The sequence below is a fragment of the Actinomycetota bacterium genome, assembly GCA_030684515.1.
Lineage (GTDB): Bacteria > Actinomycetota > Actinomycetes > S36-B12 > S36-B12 > UBA11398.
Map to the genome: position 1 here is coordinate 668,432 of JAUXVJ010000009.1, position 23,652 is coordinate 692,083.

The window sequence follows — 23,652 nt, forward strand, 5'->3', positions numbered from 1 at the left end:
CGTAAATCCCTGCCGTCGAACTGCCTTGAGCGCCGCCCGGAAGATCCTGGCACAAGATGGACCTGATTCAGTTGATGGATGCAACACCGGCTTGCTGGAGTATCAGTAGGTCCTCGTCGAACGCTTCAGCTGGTGGTCTCCCATCCAAGTGTTTTGCGTAGCCTCGTGCTTAGTCCCTGACCTACGACCTCAATTTATTTTTGGCCAACCATCTCGAAGAGTCGGTCCTTGGGAGCGTACTAACGCTGCAATAGATTGTGCTTTGGCTATTGAGGTGTGCGGTGCTGGCGTCCAGCCATACCTTGCCTGGCCCCAAGCAGTGAGATTGCGGCGCACGTGATCGTCGCGCACCGGAGCCCGAGGACTCTTGCCTGACCCGCGGCGACCCTTGCGCACCGTGGTAAACGAAGTTCTCTGCTGGGAATGCAGTCACCGCATCTGGCGTTCCCCAGCAGTGATCTGACCTAGGCGAGCTCGTCGACTTAGTGTTCGTAGCCAAATGCCGAGCCATCGGAAGCCCTCGAGAAACGCGTTGATGACATAGACGTCTTCCAGGTCCCAGTCACTGAGCGAGTTGGCTGCTCATGCGTAGAAGCCTCCGGTTGATAAGCCGAACACTACGCTGGCCAACCGCCATGAGAGACCCTCAGCTTAGTACGGACCATCGGGTATGCCATTTTGGAATCGAAGCCTGCGCGAACTAGGTCGGGGCCCGACGTATAGTCTCATTTGCCACCTTCAGGCGCTGCATTCTCCTGAGCAACTACACGACCTGTACTTCTCCGGTATCCCTACACTGTCATCCTGGGACACTCCTACCAGATCGAATTCCTTGCCGGTGTAGTGGTCGCCCCTCGCATTCGACATGACCGCGTGCCACGGCCTCAATGTCGCCACCAGATTGGGCTAAATCTTCTGGAACTACCGCGCCGGACTTGTCTTCGCTGCCGCCATACTGTTCTAGATAGGGAACATCAGACAGGCTCGGGCGGTTCACCGACTGATGGCCGAGAAGAGGTTTTCTTGCGCCGAAACCGCAGTGGGCACTCACGCCGTTGCCCACTGCGGTTTCGATATATAGCGACTATCAGATCTAGGCCTTGCGACAAACTAGCCAATCTTGAAATGAGTTGACGGGCGGCGGCAGAGTTCGCACATCTTCAAAGTATCGGGACCAGTATTCGCGCGCTACCTCTGCTTTCCAGAACACCTGACTGACGCCGATATCTCCGTAGTAGAAGTAGTCGTCGGTCATTTCCGGAGAATCGAGCATGAGCTGAGAGTGACTGGCCTTGACCCACTCCTCATCTCGGTGGTCATAGTAAAACGCCCATGCATGCTCGCTGTGAAAAGTTTGGATAAGCAGCCCCCCAGGCTTTAACACCCGACGCAATTCCATTAGCCACATGTCCCAGTTGTACTTGATGTGAGTGAAGATGCTAAATCCGTACACCACATCGAGCGATGCGTCCGGAAAGGGCAATATCGGAAGCGTGGTACCTGTGTACGTCACAAAATGTGAGGGAAAATGTTCCCGTATCCATTGTATTGTTCTTGCTTGAATGTCTACCCCGTACAATTTCCATCCGAGCTCGACTGACTCCTGGTGGAAGTGTCGCAGCACCCGGCCCGAGGAGCACCCGAAGTCGAGTACCGAGAGATCGCGTTGCAACCCCAAGTATTCTTCGATCTGCGCACAAACCAATGCCTTGTCGCTCGCGCCCCACCTCAAGTACTCCGCATCGTCAGCCGAGTAACCCATCCGCTCAGCGACGGGAGGTAGTGGCAGAGGCTCACCATCCACCCAAACAGGAAGATCGAAGGCCAATGCCCTCGAGTCCTTGTCGTAGTCGATGGGCTGGTGGAAGCCGAATCGCGGCATAACGGTGTACTCTGAACGAACCATGCGAAGCGTGCGTTCGACGACCTCGCGATCATGCAGTTCTTGCGTTGCAGCATCTATCGCCGGCCTGATTGGGCTCGGCTCGGACTCCGCCCTACTGCTGGCCCGGGCGCGCAGCCTCTTCGAACTGGATGGCACAAACACCTCCTGCTAAGACCCAAGTGTCAACATGCATCATGACTTCGTGCAGCTCGCGAAAACTCGCCAATAGTTCGAGATGCGGTGACGCGTCACGCATACTGTAGCGCCCGCTCAAGGCCAGCTCTCTTCACGGCAAGAGCGTGCTGCACCTCCGGGTTTTGCCGCGCGGGCTGTCGCACCAACGGCTCGTGTATACAGCTCGACACAAAGCCGGCGAGTTGATCTGACAAGTCACCCTCGTTATCGAGTCCGTCGGCTCCTACAACGCCGTAGTGGTAACGCAGTCTTTCGAAAGCGCCGTTGACTCTAATCGAGAAGACTGGCGTGCCTACCAGATGACACAAGACTGCAAAGTGAAGTCGCGTTCCAATCCCCAACATTGCGTGGGCGAAGAGGCTGGATAAGACTTCAGCTCCCAGAGCTACCGCCTCGATCACCGGCACATCTATCCCTGCCTTTGTGAGCACCTCTCCCACGGCTAGTGAGTCGCCGTCTACAGGACAAAATGAGATTGGAAGGACTCTGATCCCGGAACTTTCAAGTAGCCGGGCCGCCTGAGCGATGGAGCTGATAGCAACCTCGCGCTGGCCCGGAATGTCGTAGTAAGAGCCTCCTACTTGAAGCAGTGCATACTTTTCCCCAAGCGGCGAACTACACATCTCTGGCGGGCGCCAGAGTAGTAAGTCATCGCAAGTAACCTGAGCCTCCATTCCAAGGCGCTCGACCTTGTTAAGCCCGAGATCGTCTCTGAGATCAACCAGAGTCGACCCTGCCAATGCGGCATGTAGGCGAGCCGTTGTCTTAGGCGCAAGGGCGCCAAAATCATGCCCTTCCATTCCGTACCAAGTTAGGCCAGTGGCGATGACTACAGCGGAAGGATTCGAAGCTTGCAACACTTCGAAGCAGTATCCAAGGGATGCAGCCAGATGCGGGATCCCTCCATGGAGATAGCCACCACCGGCTATGTGAAAAACGTCGGCTTCTCTAAGGGCCCGGTTGAGAACGGCATGCTTATAGGGCTCCATGTGACTTTCCGGGGCAGTCAGTAATTTTTCAACGCCGGAGTCCACAACGCTCGCCTCCGATCGGACCGAGGTCCAGAAGTGCTCGTTAAGGTAATTGCACATTCGGATGCGATGAGAGCCAGACAGGAAGCTACTCATCGCGGAGGTATCGCCGCCGAACGCAGTAAGTTGCCAATCCTCGGACTCTTGCGAGTAGTAGTTTGCCAAGGACTGAAGGATCAATTCGTCGCCAACGTTTGGCATTCCAAATCCACCGAAAATCACTACTTTAGGCATGAGTCATGCTCCAACCTTGTAGAAATGCTGGCCGCCGCCCGCGCTCGAAAGGAGGCCCTCGCCTGCGAGCAGTACCCTCATTTCACCAACCTCCTGCTGTGGGCGAACTTACGAGCCGGCACGTCTCTACGGCCGATCGACGATCAACTGCAGCTGATCCCAGCGCCAAGCCTATGTGGCGGTCAGCTGCGTCCGATGACAGGGCGAAGCAGAGACACTTCGGCGTAACACTTTGATGCGTGATGTAGTGTCGCAGCCCGGTGTTCAGAGGGCACGGGAACTACGTTCTACTTGATTTGCTGGAATCAAGGTGTCCTCGTTGACACCACCCTGGCCGACTATTGGGAGCGCGATAGCCACGAGCAGTCAGGAACGCACGCTGAGTGCTATCGAAGGTGACGCAAATGAGCTCGACCCCAAAGCGACCACGAAACATGCCGATGAATCAGATCATCTCGTCCAGAGCCGCAGAGCTCCGCAGCGGAAAACGCTGACGCCGCCTTCGAGGTCTCATTTGCCCTGCGCAGTTCAACTTCTCACTATTGAGGCACTTGATCTCGGCATGTTCGGCACTGGTCTCCTGGGGGCGAACACCTGAATCGATCTCGACCTGGAGCCACCGACGGTGCAACACCTCCGCGCTGATTCTTATCCGACTCGCGACCTTCGTAATCGACTCGAACTCTTTAGCGTGATCAGGCTGCGATTCAACGACCAAGCGCACTGCACGCTTATGAGCATCGGGCAGGTATTAGCGGGCCATGACCCCATCTGAATATAGGAATTTGGACGAAATCCGGAGCGGTTTAGTCTCCCGAAATGTTCGATGCGTTCTTACTGCTGGATAGGCCCTTGCGCAAAACGATGTGCTGTTCAGGCATATCTCTTGACTGAGGAGCAGTCACCGCGGATCGGAACTTAGGCGAAGAGTTCTGGCTCCGGCATATATCAGGTCCGCCTTGCCCATGCTGCTCATCTGAATGTCAGAACGCCGAGTTCGCCTTGAACCAGTCGACGAGTTCGCTGATTCCTGCGTGCAGGTCGGAGGTGACGTAGGTATCGAGCTTGGCTTGTGCCTTAGCGATATCGAGCTTCTTCTCGGCAGCTCCTGTGTACTTGCTTGTGTCGAACTCGATCTTTTCGAAGTCGTAGCCGACGACGTCGCAGATGATCTGCGCAAAATCAGCAATCGAGTGGTCGTTGCCTTCGCCGAGGTTGTAGACATCTGTGGCACCCGCGTCCAAGAGTGCGAAGCCATTGGTGATGAAGTCATCGACCTGCACGAGCTCACGTCGTTGGCTGCCGTTGCCCCAAAGAGTGACGGTCTCGCCGTAGGTCTTGCCCCTGAGGATCTTTCGGACCAGGTCAAATATGAAGTGCATCTGTCGGCCGTCGGTGTGATATCCGGGACCGTAGAGAGTCGAGGGCACCAGGCAGAGAAACTCACCGCCGTATTGCCTGCTGACTGCACGAAGCCCCTGTAGCAGCATGCGCTTGGTGAGCGCGTAGGTGTAGAGGCTGTCGATGGGCTCGCCAAGCATGTACTTGTCTTCGGTGAGATCACTGCCCGGGGCGTAGCTGCAGCTGGTACCCATGGCGATGAACTTTGCCTGCGGTTGGCGTTCGTGCCACCAGGTGATTGCGTTGGTGTTGATCTGCTGGTTGACGATCCACTGCTCGCCGGGATGGGTGAGGCACCAATCGCCCGCTTGAGTCCAAGCAGCCAGATGAAAGATGCGATCGAACTGTCCCTCGACTGCGTTCAGGCTTGCAGCATTGCGGAGATCGACTTCGGCCCTTGAGGGAGCAGTGACTTCATGCCCGGCATCCTTGAGGCGCCGCACAAGGTGCCCGCCGAGGAATCCGCCGCCGCCCGTGACGAAGTAGTGCATCAGTGCTCCGCCGGATCAACGGGGAAATAGAACTCGACACCCGCAGCGACATCGGCTGCATGTCTTTCGAGAATTTCCTTCTTGAAGTTCCAGGCGAGCACGAGATAGGCGTCTGGCGGACCGTCCAACTCCTCTTCGAGTTTGATCGGGATATGTGCTCCAGGGCTGAAGAGTCCCTTGCGCAGGGGATTCCGCTCGACCAGGCATTGGATCTCATCGGGACCCAACTCGTAGTAGTTCATCAAGGTGTTGCCCTTGACAGGAGCTCCCAGTCCGAAGATCACTTTGCCCTCGGCTATGCGCTCAGCGAACCATGCGCGGGTGTTGGCCTTCGATTGGGCTGCGGCTTCAGCGAACTGTCGATAGCACTCAAGGCTGTTGGTGCCTGCAGCGTCCTCGGCGGCCCGGAGGTCTCTCAAATGTTGAGTTTGCTCGCGGGCCCCGGCGTGACCGACAAAGCCAATGACGGAGCCTCCGTGGATTGGGGAAACTTCGGCGTCAAACATCTCAAGACCGTGACGACCCAGCAGGTTCTGAACCGATTCGAGCGAGTAGTAGAGCAAGTGCTCGTGATAGATCTGGTCGAAGGCGACGTTCTCCTGCATGAGCTTGATGTAGATGAATTGAACGACGAAGACACCATTGGGGGCCAGCGAGATTCGGATTCCTTCGCACACGCTGTGAAGCTCTTCGAGATGGAAGAAGACGCCCGAAGCATTGATCACGTCGAACTGCTGACCGAGCTCTCGGGCAGTTTCTTCATTGAAGAATTTGGCGACTGTGGGAACGCCAGCTGCGTTTGCCATATCCGCGATGTTGCGAGACGACTCGACACCTACGACTTGGTAGCCGAGGGCTTGGTATTCCTGAAGCTGAGTCCCATCATTGCTCCCGATATCCAGGATCGATGGCGGTGAATTCGTGAAGGAGAACTTCTCGTTGACCTTTTCGGCAGTTGCTCGGAAGTGGGCACGAAGTGACGCTGTGGTTCCAGACACATAAGTGTGATCAAGGAACATCGTTTCCTTGGGCACGGTGTAGTCGAGTTGCGCTGTGTGACACTCGACACAGAAGACGACCACGAGCGGGTAAAACGGCTCCTTACCGACTTGATCCGCGCCCAGAAAGTTGTTGCCCCAGGGCTGTTTGCCCAGATCAACCACTGGTTCCAATTGCTCTGAACCACAAACCCGACACTCCACGCAAGACCCTTCATCGTTGGCCCCGTTAGGGTAACGGGTCAGTACTGAGCGCGAATATTGGAGTGCAAATGAGTCGAATCTTGGTGACCGGCGGCGGCGGCTATATCGGGTCGGTGCTGGTCCCAGATCTGCTGGATGCTGGGCATGAAGTCCATGTGATCGACTCCTTCATGTATCACGAGAACAGCCTCGCGCTATCGATGCGCAATCCAAATCTGCAGGTCGACGTCTTCGATATTCGCGAACAAGAGCGCATGGCTGAAGCGGTGTCCGCTGCCGACGTCATCGTGCCGCTTGCGGCGATCGTGGGAGCGCCAGCTTGCGCGCGCGACAAGGTTGGCGCCGAATCCATCAATCTGCACGCCCCCCTGTCCTTGTTCAAGTTGATTCGGGATGACCAACAAATCATCATGCCGACCACGAACAGTGCTTACGGCACGACTGCAGCTGGCGAGGTCTGCACTGAGGAGTCAGACCTCAACCCGATCTCTCTCTATGCGAAGCACAAGGTCGAGGTCGAAGAGGAGCTTTTCAAGCTTGCGGGCTTCACAAGTTTCCGGCTCGCGACCGTATTTGGCATGTCACCGCGCATGCGTCTGGATTTGCTCGTAAACGATCTGACCAATCGGGCATTGATTGATCGGTCGGTCGTCCTGTTTGAAGCAGATTTCATTCGCAACTACGTGCATGTGCGCGACGTGTCAAGCGCGATCAATTGGGCGATCACCAACCCAGATTTGGTGAAGGGTCAGATCTTCAACGTGGGTCTCACAGAGGCCAATCTTTCCAAGCGACAGCTCTGTGAAGCTATTCAGCGACACGTTCCTGGCTTCGCCTACACCGAGGCGGCCACTGGTCGGGATCCCGACCAGCGCAACTACACCGTCTCGAACGAGAAGATTGAATCCGCTGGCTTTGTGTTCTCGGTCGGGCTGGACGCCGGACTGGCAGAACTGGTCAAGGGTCTGCCGACTCTCCTCACCCGCCGCTACACGAATCTGTAGCGCGGCAGCTGTTGGCTACATCCACTCCATAGGGCCATGGCAGGAGCCCGCGTCGCTGACATTGATCAGCGTGCCCTGAGTGAGTCCTGAGCGCTCGATGAAGGCCTCGCGATCATCGATCTCGGTCAGGAAGAGGACGAATCCCGAACCTCCAGCACCGCATAAGCGGCCAGCAAGCGCGCCGTTCCGTATGCCAGCAGAGATGAGTTCGTCGGCGTCCTCATTGATTGCCTCACCCATGAGCGCCTTCTTGAGATGCCAGGCGGAATCCATCGATTTCGCCAAGGTTCGAATAGCGAAGGATGGGTCATCGCATTCTCGGAGCGAGTTATAGGTTTCGCGAGCCAAGTTGGCCATCTCGCTGGCGACACTTGCACCTTGCCGAGTGCGAATTGCAGTGGTCGTGCTTGTGGCATGCGCGTGCGAACTGCGCGGCTGGCCTGTCGGCACCAGGACCATCGATCGGTCTAGTCCATCGGTGAGAGCTGTTGTGCTCAACGGTCTGCGGACTACGCCTGACTGTTCGAATTCATATAGCGCTGTGCCACCGTATGCAGCATGGAATTGATCCTGCCAGCCACCGGCCTCATTGAGCACTTCTCGCTCGATTCGTACAGCGTCTCGTGCCAGCGTCTCAGCAGTCACTGTTCTTCCTTGGAATAGTGCTAAAGCGTGAAGCAGGGCGACAGTGAATGAAGAACTCGATCCGAGCCCAGTGTTTGCTGGTACATCGGCCAGCGTGGCAATGTGAAGACCTGGCCCAGTCCACTCTTGGTCCTGCAGAACAGCCCGAACAACTGGGTGTTGCAGCTCGCTTGGGTGGTCGACTGCTTCGCTTTGTCGATACGTGAGCTTGTACTGCTTGTCGACCAGTGGGTTTTGCTGGATAAGCGCAACAAATACGTAAAGACTGACTGCAGTGCCCAGGACCGCCCCTGGCTGCTCGTTGAAGTACGTCGGATAATCCGAGCCGCCGCCAAGAAAACTCACGCGGAGAGGTGTACGCGTAATGATCATGCGGTGGCTCGAAAGGATTCAAGAATCTCGGCCCAGTCCTGAGCATTTCGCCCCCACATGAACAGCATTCCCGCCCTCTCAGCAGCCTCACGATCGATCTGACTGTTGCCCACAAACATAGTGCGCTCGAGGTCGAGCCCGTATGACTTGGCCAATGTGTCAAACAACCCCGTCTCTGGCTTACGGCATTGGCATATTCCAGACCATTCGGGCACAGAGCCGTCGGGGTGATGAGGGCAGACGGCTATGCCCGAGATCAGGATTCCGACCGCAGCCAACTGGTCTATTAGGGCCTGATTGAAGTCTTCCATCTGTGCAACTGTGAACAGACCCCGCGCAAGCCCGGCTTGATTTGACGCGATGAGTAATCCCCAGCCGCCAGCATTCAACTCGGCAAGAGTTGAGATCACTCCTGGCAGGATCGTCAGTTCCGAAGGGGCGTGTGTGTAGCCGCTGTCCTGATTGATGGTGCCGTCACGATCAAGGACGAGCCATCTGGAGAATGCTGTGGAGTCGTACTCATATAGAAGTGGGGCTGGGCTCATTGACTCTGAGGGAAGAGCGATTGTTCAACGTATCCACACATTGCGTGCCCAATAGCTCCGTGAGCTTCTTGAACATGTGAAGTTGCGAACGTGCCCACGGCCAGTGCGATATCGCATTCTTTCGCCAACATCGACTCAGGAGAACCCGTAAGTCCAATTGTTCGAACGCCGATCTCATGCGCCGCCTTGAGAGCAGCCACAATATTGGGGCTTTCACCGCTGGTTGAGATCAGCACGGCAACGTCGCCGCGAGCAGCATGTCCATGAATCTGTCGGCTGAAGACCGAGTCGTAGCCATAGTCATTGGCAATCGCAGTAAGCAAGGACGTGTCGGTATTGAGGCAGATGGCTTTGAGGGGCGCTCGCTCAAAATCGAATCGGCCCATGAGTTCTGCAGCCAAATGTTGCGCGTCCGCCGCAGATCCGCCGTTTCCTGCAAAGTACACAGTGCCACCGCTTGTCAAACACGTCGCGATGCAATCGGCCGCTTTTTGGATGGAAGGAATCATCGCTCGGACAGATTCGACCGCCGAAATTGAGCCCTCGATGTACTCAATCAGGTACTCGTCCATCGAAGTCCCCCCAGTCCTGTGCGCGGCCATTGCAGAGAGCGAAGCCCGGCGGAGGGAGTTTATCCAACTGGCAGTTGCCCCGTCACTGCCCTATTGCACGCTCGAAGGGAAGGCAATGAGTCTGTTTCGTTTCCACTAAGGTTTCGCCGTGGATTCCCGGATTGTGGTGCTGGCATCTGGGTCCGGAACTCTCTTGCAGGCTCTTCTTGATTCCTCGTTCGTCGGCCCCAACATTGCGGCTGTGGGCTCCGACGTTCCCGATTGCGGCGCCTTGGTTCGCGCGCGTGCTTCTCGAGTGCCGACTTTTTGTGTTTCGCCTTCTGATTTCTCCACACGCGATGAGTGGAACGCCGCTCTTGAGGCTGAACTTGTCGCCTTGTCACCCGATCTGATCGTTTCCGCGGGCTTCATGCGGCTGATCGGTCCGTCTGTGCTTTCACAATTCCCTGGGCAGATCATCAACACCCACCCGGCCTTGCTGCCCTCCTTCCCCGGAGCCCACGGGGTGCGCGACGCGCTGGCCTATGGCGTCACCGTCACCGGCTGCACAGTGCATTTCGTTGATGCTGGAGTGGACACCGGCGAGATCATCGCTCAGCGGGCGGTGTCGGTACTGCCTACTGATGGTCTTGCTTCCTTGCACGAGCGCATCAAGACTCAGGAGCGCTCGCTGCTGGTTGAGGTGCTCCTTCGATTTCTGGCCACTGGCAACTTGCACAACAAACCGAACGGAGCTTGATCATGAGTGCTGCCTCACCCTCTCCATCCTCGCCGACGATCGTCGGGGGCATCCCTGTGCGTCGTGCGCTGGTGTCGGTCTATGACAAGACCGGTCTGGAGGAGTTGGCGCGTGGCTTGCACGCGGCCGGAGTCGAGATCGTGTCGACGGGTTCCACCGCTGGGGTCATCGCTGCAGCAGGCGTGCCGGTGACACCGGTCGATTCGATCACTGGTTTCCCCGAGTGCCTTGATGGTCGCGTCAAGACTCTGCATCCACATGTGCACGGCGGTCTGCTGGCCGATCTTCGCAAGGAGTCGCATGTATCGCAGTTGGCAGAGCTGGGCATCGCTCCGTTTGAACTGGTGATCGTGAATCTGTATCCGTTCACTGAGACAGTTGCCTCGGGTGCCTCAGTTGATGAGTGTGTTGAGCAGATCGACATTGGCGGTCCGACGATGGTTCGCGCATCGGCCAAGAACTACGCGAACGTTTCGATCGTGACTTCGCCTTCTTCGTATGGGCCTGTGCTTGCTGCCGTTTCGTCTGGGGGCTTTTCCTTGGCTGAGCGTGCCGCTTTGGCTCGCGAAGCTTTCTCACACACGGCCTCCTATGACATTGCCGTTGCCTCGTGGCTCGGTTCAGTTGTCACGCCTTCAGAGTCCGGTTTCCCGGTCTGGGCTGGGGCATCGTGGACCTTGGGCTCGGTGCTGCGCTACGGCGAGAACCCGCATCAGTCCGCCGCCGTCTACGTCTCGGCTTCGGGTGCTCCCGGCCTTGCCTCTGGGGTGCAGTACCAGGGCAAGGAGATGAGCTACAACAACTACGTCGACGCTGACGCGGCTCGTCGTGCGGCCTTTGATCATTCATCACCGTGCGTTGCGATCATCAAGCACGCAAATCCTTGCGGCATCGCGATTGGGTCTTCTGTTGCTGATGCCTATGCCCGTGCCTTTGCGACCGATCCAGTCTCTGCATATGGCGGCGTGGTGGCGGCCAATGGTGAGGTGACTCTGGAGATGGCCGAGGCAATGGGGGATGTCTTCACAGAGGTGGTCGTGGCACCTTCATTTACGCCTTCGGCTCTTGAGTTCTTTGCTGCGAAGAAGAACCTTCGGGTGCTTTCAGTGCCGGCCCCGGTTGCGGGCTCTTCTTTGGAACTGCGGCCGATATCTGGTGGGGCGCTTTTCCAGGTGGCTGATGCCATTGATGCACCTGGCGATGATCCAACTACTTGGACTCTGGCTGCAGGCTCGCCGGCGTCTGATGCTGTGCTGGCCGATCTGCTGTTCGCTTGGCGTTCAGTTCGCTCGGTGAAGTCCAATGCAATTCTGCTGGCCTCTGATGGAGCCGCCGTTGGCGTGGGCATGGGTCAGGTGAATCGGGTCGATTCCTGCGTCCTGGCTATTTCACGCGCGGGGGATCGAGCTGCTGGCTCGGTTGCTGCGTCTGATGCCTTCTTCCCATTCGCTGATGGCCCTGAGCTGTTGATCGCCGCTGGGGTCTCGGCGATCGTGCAGCCGGGCGGATCAATTCGCGATGAAGAAGTCATTGCAGCCTGCGCTGCGGCTGGCGTGACCCTGTATCTCACTGGAACTCGGCACTTCTTCCACTGATGCAGCTCATTCATCCGCGCTTTCCCATCTTGATCCCCGCTGTTGTTTCGGTGATCGTGGGGGCGCTGACCTCTTTGCAGGCGCGGATGAATGGCGAACTGTCGCAGGACATGGGCAACAGCCTCGGCGCTGCTGCGTGGAGCTTCACCTCTGGCCTGTTGATCATGTGCTTGGTATTGCTGTTCTCTTCGCGGGTGCGCGCTGGTGTGCTGCGTGTGCCGTCGTTGATTCGCTCCGGGACCTTGCGTTGGTGGCAGATCCTGGGCGGCATCCTGGGTGGCTTCTTCGTAGCGGTGCAGGCCGGGGCCGTGCCTCTCATCGGCGTTGCGGTGTTCACCATCGCCGTGGTGGCTGGTCAGAGTTCGACTTCGCTGGTGGTTGACCGCCTGGGAATGGGCCCAGCAGGGGTGCAGCCGATCACTGTGCGACGAGTCATCTCAGCACTCATTGCTGTCGTGGCAGTGTGGTTGGCGGTCGGTCAGCGGCTGGGGGATGGCTCGATCCCGATTCTTCCGGTGGTGATGGCCTTCATCGCCGGACTGACCTTCTCTGTTCAAGCGGCATACAACGGTCGGGTGTCATTTTCGGTTGGCGTGCCCTTGGCTGCGACCTTCTTGAACTTCGTCTTCGGCTGGGTCGTGCTGGGCGCCGCGCTTGGATTCGGATGGCTGGCCTTGGATTCTGGGATTTCTAGTTTCTTCGGGGCGCCTTGGTGGGCATATCTGGGTGGCTTCATCGGCATTGCCTTCATCACGATCAGTGCTCTGACGGTGCCACTGGTCGGCGTGCTGCTGTTTGCGCTGCTGAGCATCACGGGGCAGCTGATCGGCTCGATGGCACTGGACATCTTCGCTCCCGTTGCCGGCGCAGAAGTCACTCTGGGGCTGGTACTTGGCGTGCTGCTGGCTTTTGTCTCTGTCGCAGTTGCCGCATCCAATCGCACTCGTCCCTTGGGGACGCAGTAGTTCCTTGCCTTGCAGCAGTCTCTTGCTTCACTGAGTATTCAGGCTTGCGGCGTTCAAGGCGTCGACTCGTTCGGCTTGAGCGCTGCGGCTTGCGACTATGAGCGCAACCATCACCAGTATCGCCGAGCTGAAGGCGAAGATGCCGGCTGCCCAGTAGCAGGCGAACGCACTCGGGCTTCGGTCGGTGGCCTGCGTCATTGCGCCAAGTGCGGCCGCAAGGTATGCCATCAATGCGGTTACCCCGGCAAAAACAAACAGGGCGCATTCGTGAGTCCATGAGAGTTCGAACAACATCACGCTCTTGGGCTTCCGAAGCTTCGCGTGCTGTTCTACTTCAATCGTTGCCACAGTGATACCGCCCTTCACTTGAGTGCTCGAGCCTTCTGAATGCGTGCAGTCAATTGGGATGTCATGGGAATTGCCTGTGATTTCAAGGGGATTGCCCTGCGAATGTGAAGGGCATCAATGGTGCGGCAGGGGCCCAGCTCCTGAATGCGACTGCATTGCGACCTGAGTACGAACAGTCAGCTATGGGCTTCTGGAACTAATGCGAGGAACGTAGCGGCTGCTGCAGAAGATCCATTTTTGCACGTGATTTGGGCGTTCGCCTGAATCGCACGACTCCCGAGAAATGACTCTCTAATGAGCAAGCCTTCAACCGTCAGCAAGCAGACTTCAGTCCTCGCCATGAGTTGTGCTCTATTGGCGACAGGCTTCGGCTCACTCGCAGCGATCCCTGCCAGCGCAGCATCGTTCACCACCACGATCACGAACGCTGGTTACGTTCCTATGAGTCAAACGCTGAAGGTTGGCGATTCGATTCGTTTCACCAATGCGGATGCCATTGCGCATCAAGTCGAGATCAAGCCGACCACCGGATACAAATGCACGGCCACTCCACTGGTGATCCAGCCAACGAAGACCCATACGTGCACTTTCACGAGCGCCGGCAGCTACACCTACTCCGACAGCTTGGTCGTGGGTTCAGGCCTCGGGATGACTGTCACGCCAACCAGGGTGACGTACCCGGCTGAAGTGACCTTGAATGGACAGGGAAGTTCCAACTCTGCAGGCGTAGTCGTGGACATCTATGCGCAGGCCTATGGAAGTAACGCCTTCACAAAGGTCTCGTCAACTGTCACTACGGCAGATGGCGATTTCAGTATCGTCGCATCACCACAGATCCAAACCTCCTACCGAGCCCAGGTGCAGAGCAATGGGGCCCCGGTGATGAGCGCGGAAGTCTCAGTGCAGGTTCGACCGCAGGTGGTGTTGGGTCTTCAAAGTTCTACTCCGAAATTTGCAAGGTTCCAGACGCGTGCATCGTCTCTCATCAGTTACGCAGGCAAGATCGCGCTTGTGCAGCGCCAGACCAGGGGTGGCAATTGGGTGACCTTGAAGACCACGACTCTCGGGTCCGACTCGTCGGCGACATTCGGCGTGAACTTGCGCAATGGTGTCAATCGCTACCGCACCTACGTGCCGGCCTCGCAGGTTGGTGGGGGCTACATCGCCATCGGCAGCAATGCCGTGACGGTTCGTCGCTAATTCGGACTGACAGAAGTACCTGCACATGCGCAGGGCCGAGGAAGATGGCCTGCGCATCTACTCTTGCCATTTGACCTGTTCCGGGCTTCATGCCGTTTCTGGGCCAAGCGATGACGTCACCCTCATCAGCCTGGATCTGCGATCGGTCGTGAGGCGCGCGGGCAGCAGAGCATGTGGTGACGACAACGGCACTTGGGTGGCATATATTCACCGGGGTGAACATGCGTTCCTGTGGAAGCGAGACCAACACGTGAAGAAGACCTCGATCGGGCCGCGCTTTGGAGCTGGACTGCTCGGCGCAGTCATACTTGCAGCGCTGATGCCTGTGGTGGCGCCTCCGGCAGCCCAGGCTGCCACTGGCAAGGTCACGATCTGCCACCGGACGCACAGCACAACCAATCCCTATCGCTTAATTACTGTCTCGCAAAGCGCTGCCATCAGGAATAGCGGCCATCAAAGTCACGTGGTGGCCTCGTCCGATTCCGGATTCCATTCGGCGGTCTTTGATCCCTCCTACTCGTACCCGTCAAATGCCAAGAAATGGGGTGACATCATCCCGGGCGGGGACACGGCTGGCGACGCCTTCAATGGCGCCAACAACATGGCTCTGAATTGGACTACGGCTGGTAAGGCCTTCTTCCCCGGCGGAGCAAATGCCAGCTACTGCGGCCGGATGACCGCCCAGCAGTTTTACGACTCTGAGATCGCAGCAGGCGAATCCGTCGCGGATATCGTGGCGGACCTCAATGCTCAGGGGGCCAATGAGGACGTGGCAACTCTTGCGGCGCTCGGCGGCTCGTTCACCACTTCCAATGTCGCGACTTCAGGCTCGGCAGTGACCGCGACAACGAACGCGGCTTCGTCGGTCACTTCCACAGGTGCAACGTTGAATGGTTCCCTTACGGTTGGGACAACCTCGACCAAGTGGCAGTTCGAGTACGGGACTTCCAGCACGCTGGCATCAGGAACGACACTGACAAGCCTTTCGGCCACGGGAGTCACGGGCTCCAGCAACAGTGTCTTGACAGCGCTGACTGGTTTGTCCAACTCAACCACGTACTACTTCCGCGTGCTCGGGGTCACCAACGCAGGGACGGACACTGAGGGGATCCTCTATGGATCGATCCTGAGTTTCACCACAGCATCGTCTGGGGCTTCGGCTCAGACGATTTCCTTCACTGGTCCTGGGGCGAAGATTTTCGGTGATGCGGCGGTGACCGTGTCGGCAACTGCGACCTCGGGCCTTGCGGTGTCGTTTACGTCGTTGACCACGGGCGTGTGCACAGTGTCGGGTTCCACGGTGACGATTGTTGCTGCGGGCTCTTGCACGATTCGTGCTTCGCAGGCTGGTGGCACCACTGGTGGCACGACCTACTCGGCGGCGACCAATGTGGATCAGAGCTTCACCGTCAATCCGAAGGCGGTAACGGTGACCGCAAACAACAAGAGCAAGACATCTGGCGCCGCCAATCCGACTTTTGATGCCACCGTGAGCGGACTTGTTGGCTCGGACGCTCTTGGAGCCTTCACCTACACCTTCGCCGGCACAGGCGGGACGTCATATTCCTCTTCAGCGACGGTGCCTTCCGCCGTGGGCACGTACAGCAACACTCCTTCGGGTGGTTCGTTCACCACAGGTGTCGCTGGCAACTACTCCGTGACCTACACCGCAGGCACCTACACGGTCACGACAGCTTCAGGTCCATCGGCTCAGTCGATTTCCTTCACTGGTCCTGGGACGAAGATCTTCGGTGATGCGCCGATTTCGGTAACGGCAACTGCCACGTCGGGCCTTGCGGTGTCGTTTGCGTCGCTGACCACGGGTGTCTGCACGGTGTCGGGTTCGACGGTGACGATTGTTGCTGCGGGCTCTTGTTCGATTCGTGCGTCCCAGGCTGGTGGGACGACTGGTGGTACGACCTACTCGGCGGCGGCAGATGTGGATCAGAGCTTCACCGTCAATCCGAAGGCGGTGACGGTGACCGCGAACAACAAAAGCAAGACATCGGGCGCAGCTGATCCGACTTTTGATGCCACCGTGAGCGGACTTGTTGGCTCGGATGCGCTCGGCTCCTTCACCTATACCTTCGCTGGCACGGGCGGGACGTCATATTCCTCTTCTGCGACGGTGCCGTCGGCTGGTGGTGACTACAGCAACACACCTTCGGGTGGTTCGTTCACCAGCGGTGTCGCAGGCAACTACTCCGTGACCTACACCGCAGGCACCTACACGATCAGCGCTCCTGGTGCGTCGGCTCAGACGATTTCCTTCACTGGCCCTGGGACGAAGATCTTCGGTGATGCAGCGGTGACAGTGTCGGCGACTGCCTCGTCGGGCCTGGCGGTGTCGTTCACATCGGTGACGACAGGTGTCTGCACAGTGTCGGGTTCCACGGTGACGATTGTTGCTGCGGGCTCTTGCACGATTCGTGCCTCGCAAGCTGGTGGCACCACTGGTGGTACGACCTACTCGGCGGCGGCAGATGTGGATCAGAGCTTCACCGTCAATCCGAAGGCGGTGACGGTGACGGCGAACAACAAGAGCAAGGTCTCCGGCGCTGCTACTCCTACCTTTGATGCCACGATTTCGGGTCTTGTTGGCTCGGATGCGCTCGGGTCCTTCACCTATACCTTCGCTGGCACAGGCGGGACGTCATATTCATCGTCGGTGACCGTGCCAACTGCTGCTGGTGACTACAGCAACACTCCCTCGGGTGGTTCGTTCACCACGGGGGTCGCTGGCAACTACTCCGTGACCTACACCGCGGGCACCTACGCCATCACGGCCGCTTCTAGTGGTGGTGGCTCTGGTGGTTCTGGTGGGTCCGGTGGCTCTGGTGGGTCAAGCGGAGGCGGAAGCGGTAGCCAGAGTGTCGCTCCAGCACCGTCGAATCCGGCCATCACGCCAAGTGCCACTCCGGCAGCCCCGGGGAGGATCCAGCCGCTCACGAGCACTGTAGTCGCGCAGTCGACACTGCTTTCTCAGTCGCCGCCGCCGGGATCCGCCGCTGGCAAGGTGGCACCCAAGGTGGCTGACCCACTTCCCAAGACCGCACTGAACCTGCAGGGCGATGGCGCTAGGCCAATCGTTGTTCAGAGCGTCCAGCCCCAAGGACCCGTCAAGGCCCAAGTCAGTGCCGCTGGCAAGGCCGATCTGCTGATTCCGATTGGCTTCAAGGGCACGATCCCGATGATCGTCACGACGGAGGGCCCAAACGGAACGTCAGTCAAGCAGACGATCGAAGTCGCTGTTGAAGGCCCGAAGCCAGCTGTGACGCCGGTGCGGGCAGCGATTGATCGACCGCGTCTGCGGCCGGACAAGCCCGGCAAGGCCACCGTCATTGCGTTGGATGAGCGCGTGGCAATCTCCTGGAAGGCAGATGCAGGTCAAAAGGCGTACGGGATCTATCGAGGCGATGAACTGGTATGCCTCACGGTCTACAGCAGTTGCATCGTGCCTGCCGTCAATGGCGAGCTGTCCAACTACACAGTGGTCGGGATTGACGCAGCGGGTGCAGAACAAAGGCTTGCCCGCGGTTCAGGCGCCGCAGATCCAGACGGCACCTTGATCCTGACGGTCTATTTCGACAGCACGGAGGATGCGTTGAAGTCGAAGGCACAATCTGACTTGTCCAAACTCAAGAATGACATGTTGGCCCTAGGGCTGCGCGACACCTTCATTGCCGGACACACCGACACGCTAGGACCGGTCGCTTACAACGCCAAATTGAGCAAGGCGCGGGCAGAGAAGGTGCGCAAGAACATCAACGGAGAGGTGTTTGATGCGCAAATTGACGAGCGAGCCCGCGGCGAAAAGGGACTGGCCGTCAGCGAAGCCAACAAGCCGGGCAATCCACTCAATCGCCGAGTAGAGGTTCGCGTTCGGTAGAGGGCAAGAGGCTTGCTCGGTTCCGCTCTGGCCGAAGGGCTGCAGGGTGTCGCTCGGGCCTGCTGTCAGAATGCACCCGTGACTGCGCAGATACTCGATGGCAAGGCAACCTCGGCACGGATCAAGAGTGAACTGAAGGTGCGGGTGGACGCCTTGCGCGCCCGTGGCATCACGCCGGGCTTGGGCACTGTCCTCGTCGGTGACGACCCGGGCAGCCACGCCTATGTCAAGGGCAAGCACCGCGATTGCGAGGAGGTTGGCATCGCGTCAGTGCGCGTGGATCTTCCCTCGTCGACTACCCAGGCAGAGCTCGAGGCGGAGATTCTTCGACTGAATCTGGACCCTGCTGTGACTGGGTACATCGTGCAGCTTCCGCTGCCCAAGCACCTTGATGCCAACCGCGTCCTTGAGCTGATGGACCCACTGAAGGACGCCGACGGCCTGCACCCCATGAGCCTTGGCCGACTCGTGCTGGGCGTTGCGGCTCCGCTGCCGTGCACTCCGCGCGGGATTGTTGAGCTGCTGCGAACCTATTCAGTGCCCATTGAGGGCGCTCATGTTGTCGTCGTGGGTCGTGGCATCACCGTTGGCCGGCCATTGGGCCTGCTGCTGACCCGCCGTTCCGAGAACTCCACCGTGACTTTGTGTCACACGGGCACTCGAGATGTGGCCTCGTATCTGCGTCAGGCCGACATCATCGTGGCGGCCGCTGGCGTGCCGCACATGGTCACACCTGATCTCGTTCGTCCAGGTGCTGCGGTCCTGGATGTCGGTATCACGCGCACAGATGCCGGGCTGGTTGGCGATATCCATCCAGATGTCATGGACGTTGCTGCCTACTTCTCGCCTAATCCAGGCGGGGTTGGGCCGATGACTCGGGCGATGCTGCTGGCCAATGTGGTCGATACCGCCGAGCGCTTGGCTGGAGATCTCCGGGTTTAGAACTTCCTTGCGCGAGTGACGAGTGCTGAGTTGGTATGATACGAAAAATCGTATCGGAGGGCACCATGTCCGCTTCCTCATTCCTCAGAAGTGCCCGTGGTGGAGCAGGCGTCTCCCAACGGCAATTGGCGTTGGACTCGCGCGTCACTCAGCCGGCGATTGCTGTGATCGAATCGGGCAGCCACGACACATCCGTTAGCCGCCTCGAACAACTGCTGGCATCCCTGGGACAGCGGGTTGTCCTCCTGCCTACGCTTGCGCGCCCGGTATCTGAGGCTGCTGACGCGCTGCGTGCTGCTCTCTTATCGCATAACTATGAATGGGCATGGCGCGAAGTAATCCAAACGTCGGATGATCTTGCAGGCGTGGATCCGGCAGTTCGTGTTGCCTTGGCAGTCACTCGACCTCTGCCGGTCGGAGACCGGCGCTACGACGCGCTCCTAGCTGCGCTGGTCGACTACTGGATGAGCCTTGATCGACTCCCTAGGCCAATGTGGCTTGATGATCCGCACTATTCACTGAACGAACCGTGGGATATTGAGGAGTTGGAATCGCTGCGTGCGCGGGCAAGACTTGCGACGCCCAGATCAATTCGTCGCCACGGGGTATTTCTGGATCCCACACAGTTGCTGAGTGCCTGATGCAAGCCACATTCACATCGCAGGATGTTGAAGAGCTACTGCGTGAACTTGCCAGGAGACTCAACGCGGTTGGGGTTGCGGGTGGGATACGAGTGGTCGGCGGCGCAGCCATTGCGCTGTTGAATTCGGATCGGCGAGCTACGCAAGACATCGATGCGCTGCTACTGCCGGACGGTCCAGTGCGAGACATCGCTGCGCAGATCGGGCGCGAACGAGGGCTGCCTTCAGATTGGATCAATGACGCAGCCAAGGCGTATGTCCCACCAGTGGGTCTTGAAGACTGGCATGAGGTCTTCCGCGAAGGAGAGATGGTCGTGTACGTGGGCTCCCTGCAGATGCTCTTGGCGATGAAGGTCTACGCGAACAGGGGCCGCCGCGATACACCTGACATTGAATTCCTTCTCGACCAATGCCAGATCACCAGTCTCGAACAGGTGCAGGAAATCTACGAGCGCTATCACGCGCAAGATGTCATCACTGATTCGGCGGCGGCCCGAATTCGGGCATGGCTTGAGCGAAGGGGTGCGTGAGTTGGATCTTGCAAAGTTGAATTGTTGAGCTACTACTGGCGAACAAGAAACTCGCGGACCTGCGCCTGACTCACTTCAAGAGCGGAGGTGTCCTCAGCGACGGCCTTGTACCAATCGGCGGTCCAGCGGACTGTCTCAGCCAGGTCCAGTCGGTTGTCCCAGCCAAGCTCTTGATGCGCGAGGTCAGAATCAAGAACGAGAATCTCGGATTCTGCGAAGGTGTCATCTTCATTGCCGACGGCAGCCTTCCACTGCTGCGTGCTTCCCCAGGCCTTGATCAACTGGGCAGTCACGTCGCTGACGCTCGCAACGCTTTGGGGGTCCGGACCAAAATTCCATGCGCCGATAAAGCGATCCTCAGCATCGGCCTTGCTCAACAGGTGCGGAACGAGAGCGAGGTAGCCCGATAGGCAGTCGAGCACGTGCTGCCAGGGACGAATACTGGCAGGATTGCGCAGTTCAGGCGCTTGTTTGGCTGCCAGGGCGCGCATCACGTCAGGAACCAGCCGTTCGGCGCCTGTGTCGCCGCCACCAATGACATTGCCCGCCCGAGCTATTGCTGTCGGTGCCCCTGCAAAGCTCGTCATCCACGATTGCGTGAGGATGTCGGCCATTGCCTTGGACGCGCTGTATGGGTCGTGACCACCCAGAGCATCCGATTCGCGGTAACCCTGCTGCTGATGCACGTTTCGGTAGACCTTGTCGGTGGTCACGATGATCTGGGCTTGAAGCTGCTGGCACTGGGACGCGGCGTCAAGCACGTTCATCGTGCCGATGACGTTGGTCTCCATCGTGAGTCGTGGATGGCGATAGGACTCGCGCACCAGAGGTTGCGCGGCCAAGTGCACGAGAACGTCAGGCTTGCAGGTGTGCAATGCGGCCTTCAGTTGGTCAAGGTCACGAATATCGCCGCGTAGGTCGTGAGAGAACAAGGGCCCGAGCTCTGCTTCCTCGTAAAGGCATCCCTCAATTGGGTCCAAGGAAAAGCCGGAAACCTCATGCCCGAGCTCTGTCAGCATCAGCGTCAGCCATGCGCCTTTGAATCCCGTGTGTCCGGTCAGGAAGTAATGCATGTCTAAGCCTTGATGAATTCGAGGATTGAGTCGGCAACGTAATCGAGCATCGGAATCGTCAGTCCGGGATAGACGCCAATCCAGAACGTCCGCCGCATCACGATGTCGCTGTTGGTGAGGTCGCCAACGATTCTGAAGTCGACATTCTTGTAGGCCGGTTGTCGCGTGATGTTGCCAGCGAACATCAAACGAGTGCCGATCTTCCTGGCATCCAGAAAACGCAGGAGTTCTTCGCGATCCACCGGAAGTTCAGGGTCAAGGGTGATCGGGAAGCCGAACCAGGATGGCTCCGAATGCGGGGTGGCCTGCGGAAGTATGAGTCCTTCAGTCCCACTGAGCCGTGCGGTGAGGTGGTTGAAGTTCTCTTGCCTACGTGCCACGAATGTGTCGATCTTCTGCAGCTGCGAAAGCCCAAGGGATGCCTGCATGTCCGTGGCCTTGAGGTTGTAGCCGATGTGGCTGTAGATGTACTTGTGGTCATAACCTCGCGGAAGCTCACCCAGCTTCCATTCGAATCGCTTCAAGCAGGTGTTGTCGCAGCCGGTCTCGCAATAGCAATCGCGACCCCAGTCGCGAAATGACTCCACCTGCCTTTGAACCAATGGCGACTTCACGAGCACGGCGCCACCTTCGCCAGTGGTGATGTGGTGGGCCGGGTAGAAGCTCAACGTTGCGGTGTCGCCGAAACTGCCAGTTCGCTTGCCGCGATATTTGGAACCGAGTGCGTCGCATGAATCCTCGACCAGCCAGAGACTGTGCTCCTTGCACAATGCGCGAACTTCATCCAAGTCGAAGGGGTTGCCAAGAGTGTGCGCCATCATGATCGCGCGAGTCTTTGGTCCGATGGCCTCGCGCAGCATTTCTGGCTTGGCGTCGTAGGTGCCCAGTTGCACGTCAACCAGGACAGGTCGCAATCCATTTTGAATGATGGGATTGATGGTTGTCGGAAATCCCATCGCAACGGTGAGCACTTCATCGCCCGGCTGCAGCGCTCGCTTGTGCAGTTTTGGGCTGGTCAGTGCGCTCAACGCAGCAAGGTTGGCGCTGGAACCACTGTTGACGAAGACAGCTCCTCGCGTTCCTACGTACCTCGCAAGGGCTCGCTCAAAGTCCTCGGTGAAGCGGCCTGCGGTCAACCAGCCATCCAGACTGGAATCTACGAGTGCGGCAAAGTCGTCGGGGTCGAGCACCTTGCCGGACACGGGCACTGGAGTCTGGTCGGCAACGAAAGGTTCTTGCTCAAGTGCCGTGCGAGCGAAGTTGCGAACTGCCGTAAGAATCTCTTCGCGTGCATCTACCGAGGGCTCGGGCACTGGATGGATCCTCCATAGCGATAAGTGGGTTGTAGCATAACGATTTATGTCAAAGGCCCGGGAGTGAAGGCGATCCTCCTCGCGGGAGGGCTCGGCACACGTATGCGCGATGAAACCGAGTTTCGCCCCAAGCCCATGGTCGAAGTCGGTGGTCGACCAGTGCTGTGGCACATCATGAAGAACCTTGCGCAGTTCGGCATTGACGAATTCATCGTGGCGACCGGCTACAAGAGCGACATGATCAAGGAGTACTTCCTCAACTACGAGGCGCGCAATAACGACTTCACTATTGAGTTGGGTAGACGCGATTCCCTTGTCTTCCACGAAGCGCACAGTGAGGCGAACTGGAAGGTCACCGTTGCATTCACTGGCGACAACACGATGACCGGTGGTCGCGTGTTCCGTGCTGCTCGCTACCTGGACGACGAACCCTTCCTCGTCACCTATGGCGATGGCCTGGCCGACGTCAACATCGACGAACTGCGTGCCTTCCACGCGCAGTCGGGCCGACTCGCAACGGTCACCACTGTGCGCCCGTTGAGTCGCTTTGGCGTGATGGATGTCGACGAAGGTGGAGCCGTGCGCAGCTTCAGTGAGAAGCCGCAACTCGATGACTGGATCAATGTGGGCTTCTTCATCATGCAGCCCGAAGTGCTGACGTACCTGGACGATAACTGCGTGCTAGAGGAGGAGCCACTTGCCCACCTCGCGCGCGACGGCCAGTTGTCGGCTTTTCGACACCGGGGCTTCTGGCAGCCGATGGACACCAACCGGGAGTCCAAGATGCTGAACGAGCTCTGGGACTCAGGCAACGCACCCTGGAAGACCTGGTAGCTCGTC

Annotated in this window: 20 protein-coding genes; 10 read left to right on the plus strand and 10 right to left on the minus strand. The window is 58.3% G+C overall.

Translation table 11 applies throughout. The features are described 5' to 3' along the window. Positions 1 to 1,093 precede the first annotated feature (1,093 nt). From Q8M73_05185 to Q8M73_05200, 4 genes are all read right to left on the minus strand, one after another. Positions 1,094 to 2,041: a class I SAM-dependent methyltransferase gene (locus Q8M73_05185; GenBank protein ID MDP2287941.1), complete on the minus strand. Its 948-nt coding sequence runs from the start codon at positions 2,039 to 2,041 to the stop codon at positions 1,094 to 1,096. A 92-nt stretch (positions 2,042 to 2,133) separates the two neighbouring features. Beyond that, positions 2,134 to 3,345 (minus strand): polysaccharide pyruvyl transferase family protein, encoded by a 1,212-nt coding sequence (locus Q8M73_05190; protein ID MDP2287942.1) that lies wholly within the window; start codon positions 3,343 to 3,345, stop codon positions 2,134 to 2,136. A gap of 983 nt (positions 3,346 to 4,328) precedes the next feature. After that, entirely contained in the window at positions 4,329 to 5,237 is a 909-nt protein-coding gene (locus Q8M73_05195; protein MDP2287943.1) for an NAD-dependent epimerase/dehydratase family protein, read from the minus strand. Continuing rightward, positions 5,237 to 6,439 (minus strand): class I SAM-dependent methyltransferase, encoded by a 1,203-nt coding sequence (locus Q8M73_05200; GenBank protein ID MDP2287944.1) that lies wholly within the window; start codon positions 6,437 to 6,439, stop codon positions 5,237 to 5,239. Before Q8M73_05200 ends, Q8M73_05195 begins: the two co-directional genes overlap by 1 nt. Positions 6,440 to 6,507: 68 nt before the next feature. On the opposite strand from Q8M73_05200, the gene Q8M73_05205 reads away from it, so the two are divergent. Continuing rightward, a complete protein-coding gene (locus tag Q8M73_05205) occupies positions 6,508 to 7,443 on the plus strand; it encodes an NAD-dependent epimerase/dehydratase (protein MDP2287945.1) in 936 nt (311 codons plus the stop codon). Positions 7,444 to 7,458: 15 nt separating this feature from the next. Here the strand turns inward: Q8M73_05205 and Q8M73_05210 are convergent, their stop codons facing one another. From Q8M73_05210 to Q8M73_05220, 3 genes are read right to left on the minus strand one after another with little or no spacing between them, the layout of a single operon-like run. Next, positions 7,459 to 8,433 carry a galactokinase gene (locus Q8M73_05210; protein ID MDP2287946.1) on the minus strand — a complete coding sequence of 325 codons (975 nt, stop codon included), beginning with the start codon at positions 8,431 to 8,433 and terminating at the stop codon, positions 7,459 to 7,461. A gap of 23 nt (positions 8,434 to 8,456) precedes the next feature. Beyond that, positions 8,457 to 9,005 carry an HAD family hydrolase gene (locus Q8M73_05215; protein ID MDP2287947.1) on the minus strand — a complete coding sequence of 183 codons (549 nt, stop codon included), beginning with the start codon at positions 9,003 to 9,005 and terminating at the stop codon, positions 8,457 to 8,459. Next, the gene (locus Q8M73_05220) at positions 9,002 to 9,577 is read right to left on the minus strand and encodes an SIS domain-containing protein (GenBank protein ID MDP2287948.1); all 576 of its coding nucleotides are present in this window, start codon (positions 9,575 to 9,577) and stop codon (positions 9,002 to 9,004) included. The genes Q8M73_05215 and Q8M73_05220 overlap by 4 nt, the downstream gene beginning before the upstream one ends. 148 nt (positions 9,578 to 9,725) lie before the next feature. Here Q8M73_05220 and purN point away from each other — a divergent pair, with 148 nt between their 5' ends. Genes purN through Q8M73_05235 form a run of 3 tightly spaced genes read left to right on the plus strand, consistent with a single transcriptional unit; the run spans position 9,726 to position 12,876 of the window. After that, on the plus strand, positions 9,726 to 10,316 hold the full coding sequence (gene purN / locus Q8M73_05225) for a phosphoribosylglycinamide formyltransferase (GenBank protein MDP2287949.1): 591 nt from the start codon (positions 9,726 to 9,728) through the stop codon (positions 10,314 to 10,316). Positions 10,317 to 10,318: 2 nt separating this feature from the next. Continuing rightward, a complete protein-coding gene (gene purH, locus Q8M73_05230; protein MDP2287950.1) occupies positions 10,319 to 11,911 on the plus strand; it encodes a bifunctional phosphoribosylaminoimidazolecarboxamide formyltransferase/IMP cyclohydrolase in 1,593 nt (530 codons plus the stop codon). Next, the gene (locus Q8M73_05235) at positions 11,911 to 12,876 is read left to right on the plus strand and encodes a DMT family transporter (GenBank protein MDP2287951.1); all 966 of its coding nucleotides are present in this window, start codon (positions 11,911 to 11,913) and stop codon (positions 12,874 to 12,876) included. Before purH ends, Q8M73_05235 begins: the two co-directional genes overlap by 1 nt. A gap of 27 nt (positions 12,877 to 12,903) precedes the next feature. Here Q8M73_05235 and Q8M73_05240 read toward each other — a convergent pair whose 3' ends face one another. Further along, on the minus strand, positions 12,904 to 13,242 hold the full coding sequence (locus Q8M73_05240; protein ID MDP2287952.1) for a hypothetical protein: 339 nt from the start codon (positions 13,240 to 13,242) through the stop codon (positions 12,904 to 12,906). 276 nt (positions 13,243 to 13,518) lie between these two features. Here Q8M73_05240 and Q8M73_05245 point away from each other — a divergent pair, with 276 nt between their 5' ends. From Q8M73_05245 to Q8M73_05265, 5 genes are all read left to right on the plus strand, one after another. Then, entirely contained in the window at positions 13,519 to 14,424 is a 906-nt protein-coding gene (locus Q8M73_05245; GenBank protein MDP2287953.1) for a hypothetical protein, read from the plus strand. Between the two features lie 250 nt (positions 14,425 to 14,674). Then, positions 14,675 to 18,313 carry an MBG domain-containing protein gene (locus tag Q8M73_05250; protein ID MDP2287954.1) on the plus strand — a complete coding sequence of 1,213 codons (3,639 nt, stop codon included), beginning with the start codon at positions 14,675 to 14,677 and terminating at the stop codon, positions 18,311 to 18,313. A 78-nt stretch (positions 18,314 to 18,391) separates the two neighbouring features. Next, on the plus strand, positions 18,392 to 19,255 hold the full coding sequence (locus Q8M73_05255; protein ID MDP2287955.1) for a bifunctional methylenetetrahydrofolate dehydrogenase/methenyltetrahydrofolate cyclohydrolase: 864 nt from the start codon (positions 18,392 to 18,394) through the stop codon (positions 19,253 to 19,255). 65 nt (positions 19,256 to 19,320) lie between these two features. After that, positions 19,321 to 19,896 (plus strand): helix-turn-helix transcriptional regulator, encoded by a 576-nt coding sequence (locus Q8M73_05260; GenBank protein MDP2287956.1) that lies wholly within the window; start codon positions 19,321 to 19,323, stop codon positions 19,894 to 19,896. Next, the gene (locus Q8M73_05265) at positions 19,896 to 20,426 is read left to right on the plus strand and encodes a DUF6036 family nucleotidyltransferase (protein ID MDP2287957.1); all 531 of its coding nucleotides are present in this window, start codon (positions 19,896 to 19,898) and stop codon (positions 20,424 to 20,426) included. The genes Q8M73_05260 and Q8M73_05265 overlap by 1 nt, the downstream gene beginning before the upstream one ends. 32 nt (positions 20,427 to 20,458) lie before the next feature. Here Q8M73_05265 and rfbG read toward each other — a convergent pair whose 3' ends face one another. After that, entirely contained in the window at positions 20,459 to 21,499 is a 1,041-nt protein-coding gene (gene rfbG / locus Q8M73_05270; protein MDP2287958.1) for a CDP-glucose 4,6-dehydratase, read from the minus strand. A 2-nt stretch (positions 21,500 to 21,501) separates the two neighbouring features. Further along, the gene (gene rfbH / locus Q8M73_05275; GenBank protein MDP2287959.1) at positions 21,502 to 22,812 is read right to left on the minus strand and encodes a lipopolysaccharide biosynthesis protein RfbH; all 1,311 of its coding nucleotides are present in this window, start codon (positions 22,810 to 22,812) and stop codon (positions 21,502 to 21,504) included. 63 nt (positions 22,813 to 22,875) lie between these two features. Here rfbH and rfbF point away from each other — a divergent pair, with 63 nt between their 5' ends. Further along, positions 22,876 to 23,646: a glucose-1-phosphate cytidylyltransferase gene (gene rfbF, locus Q8M73_05280; protein MDP2287960.1), complete on the plus strand. Its 771-nt coding sequence runs from the start codon at positions 22,876 to 22,878 to the stop codon at positions 23,644 to 23,646. The last annotated feature ends 6 nt before the right edge of the window (positions 23,647 to 23,652 follow it).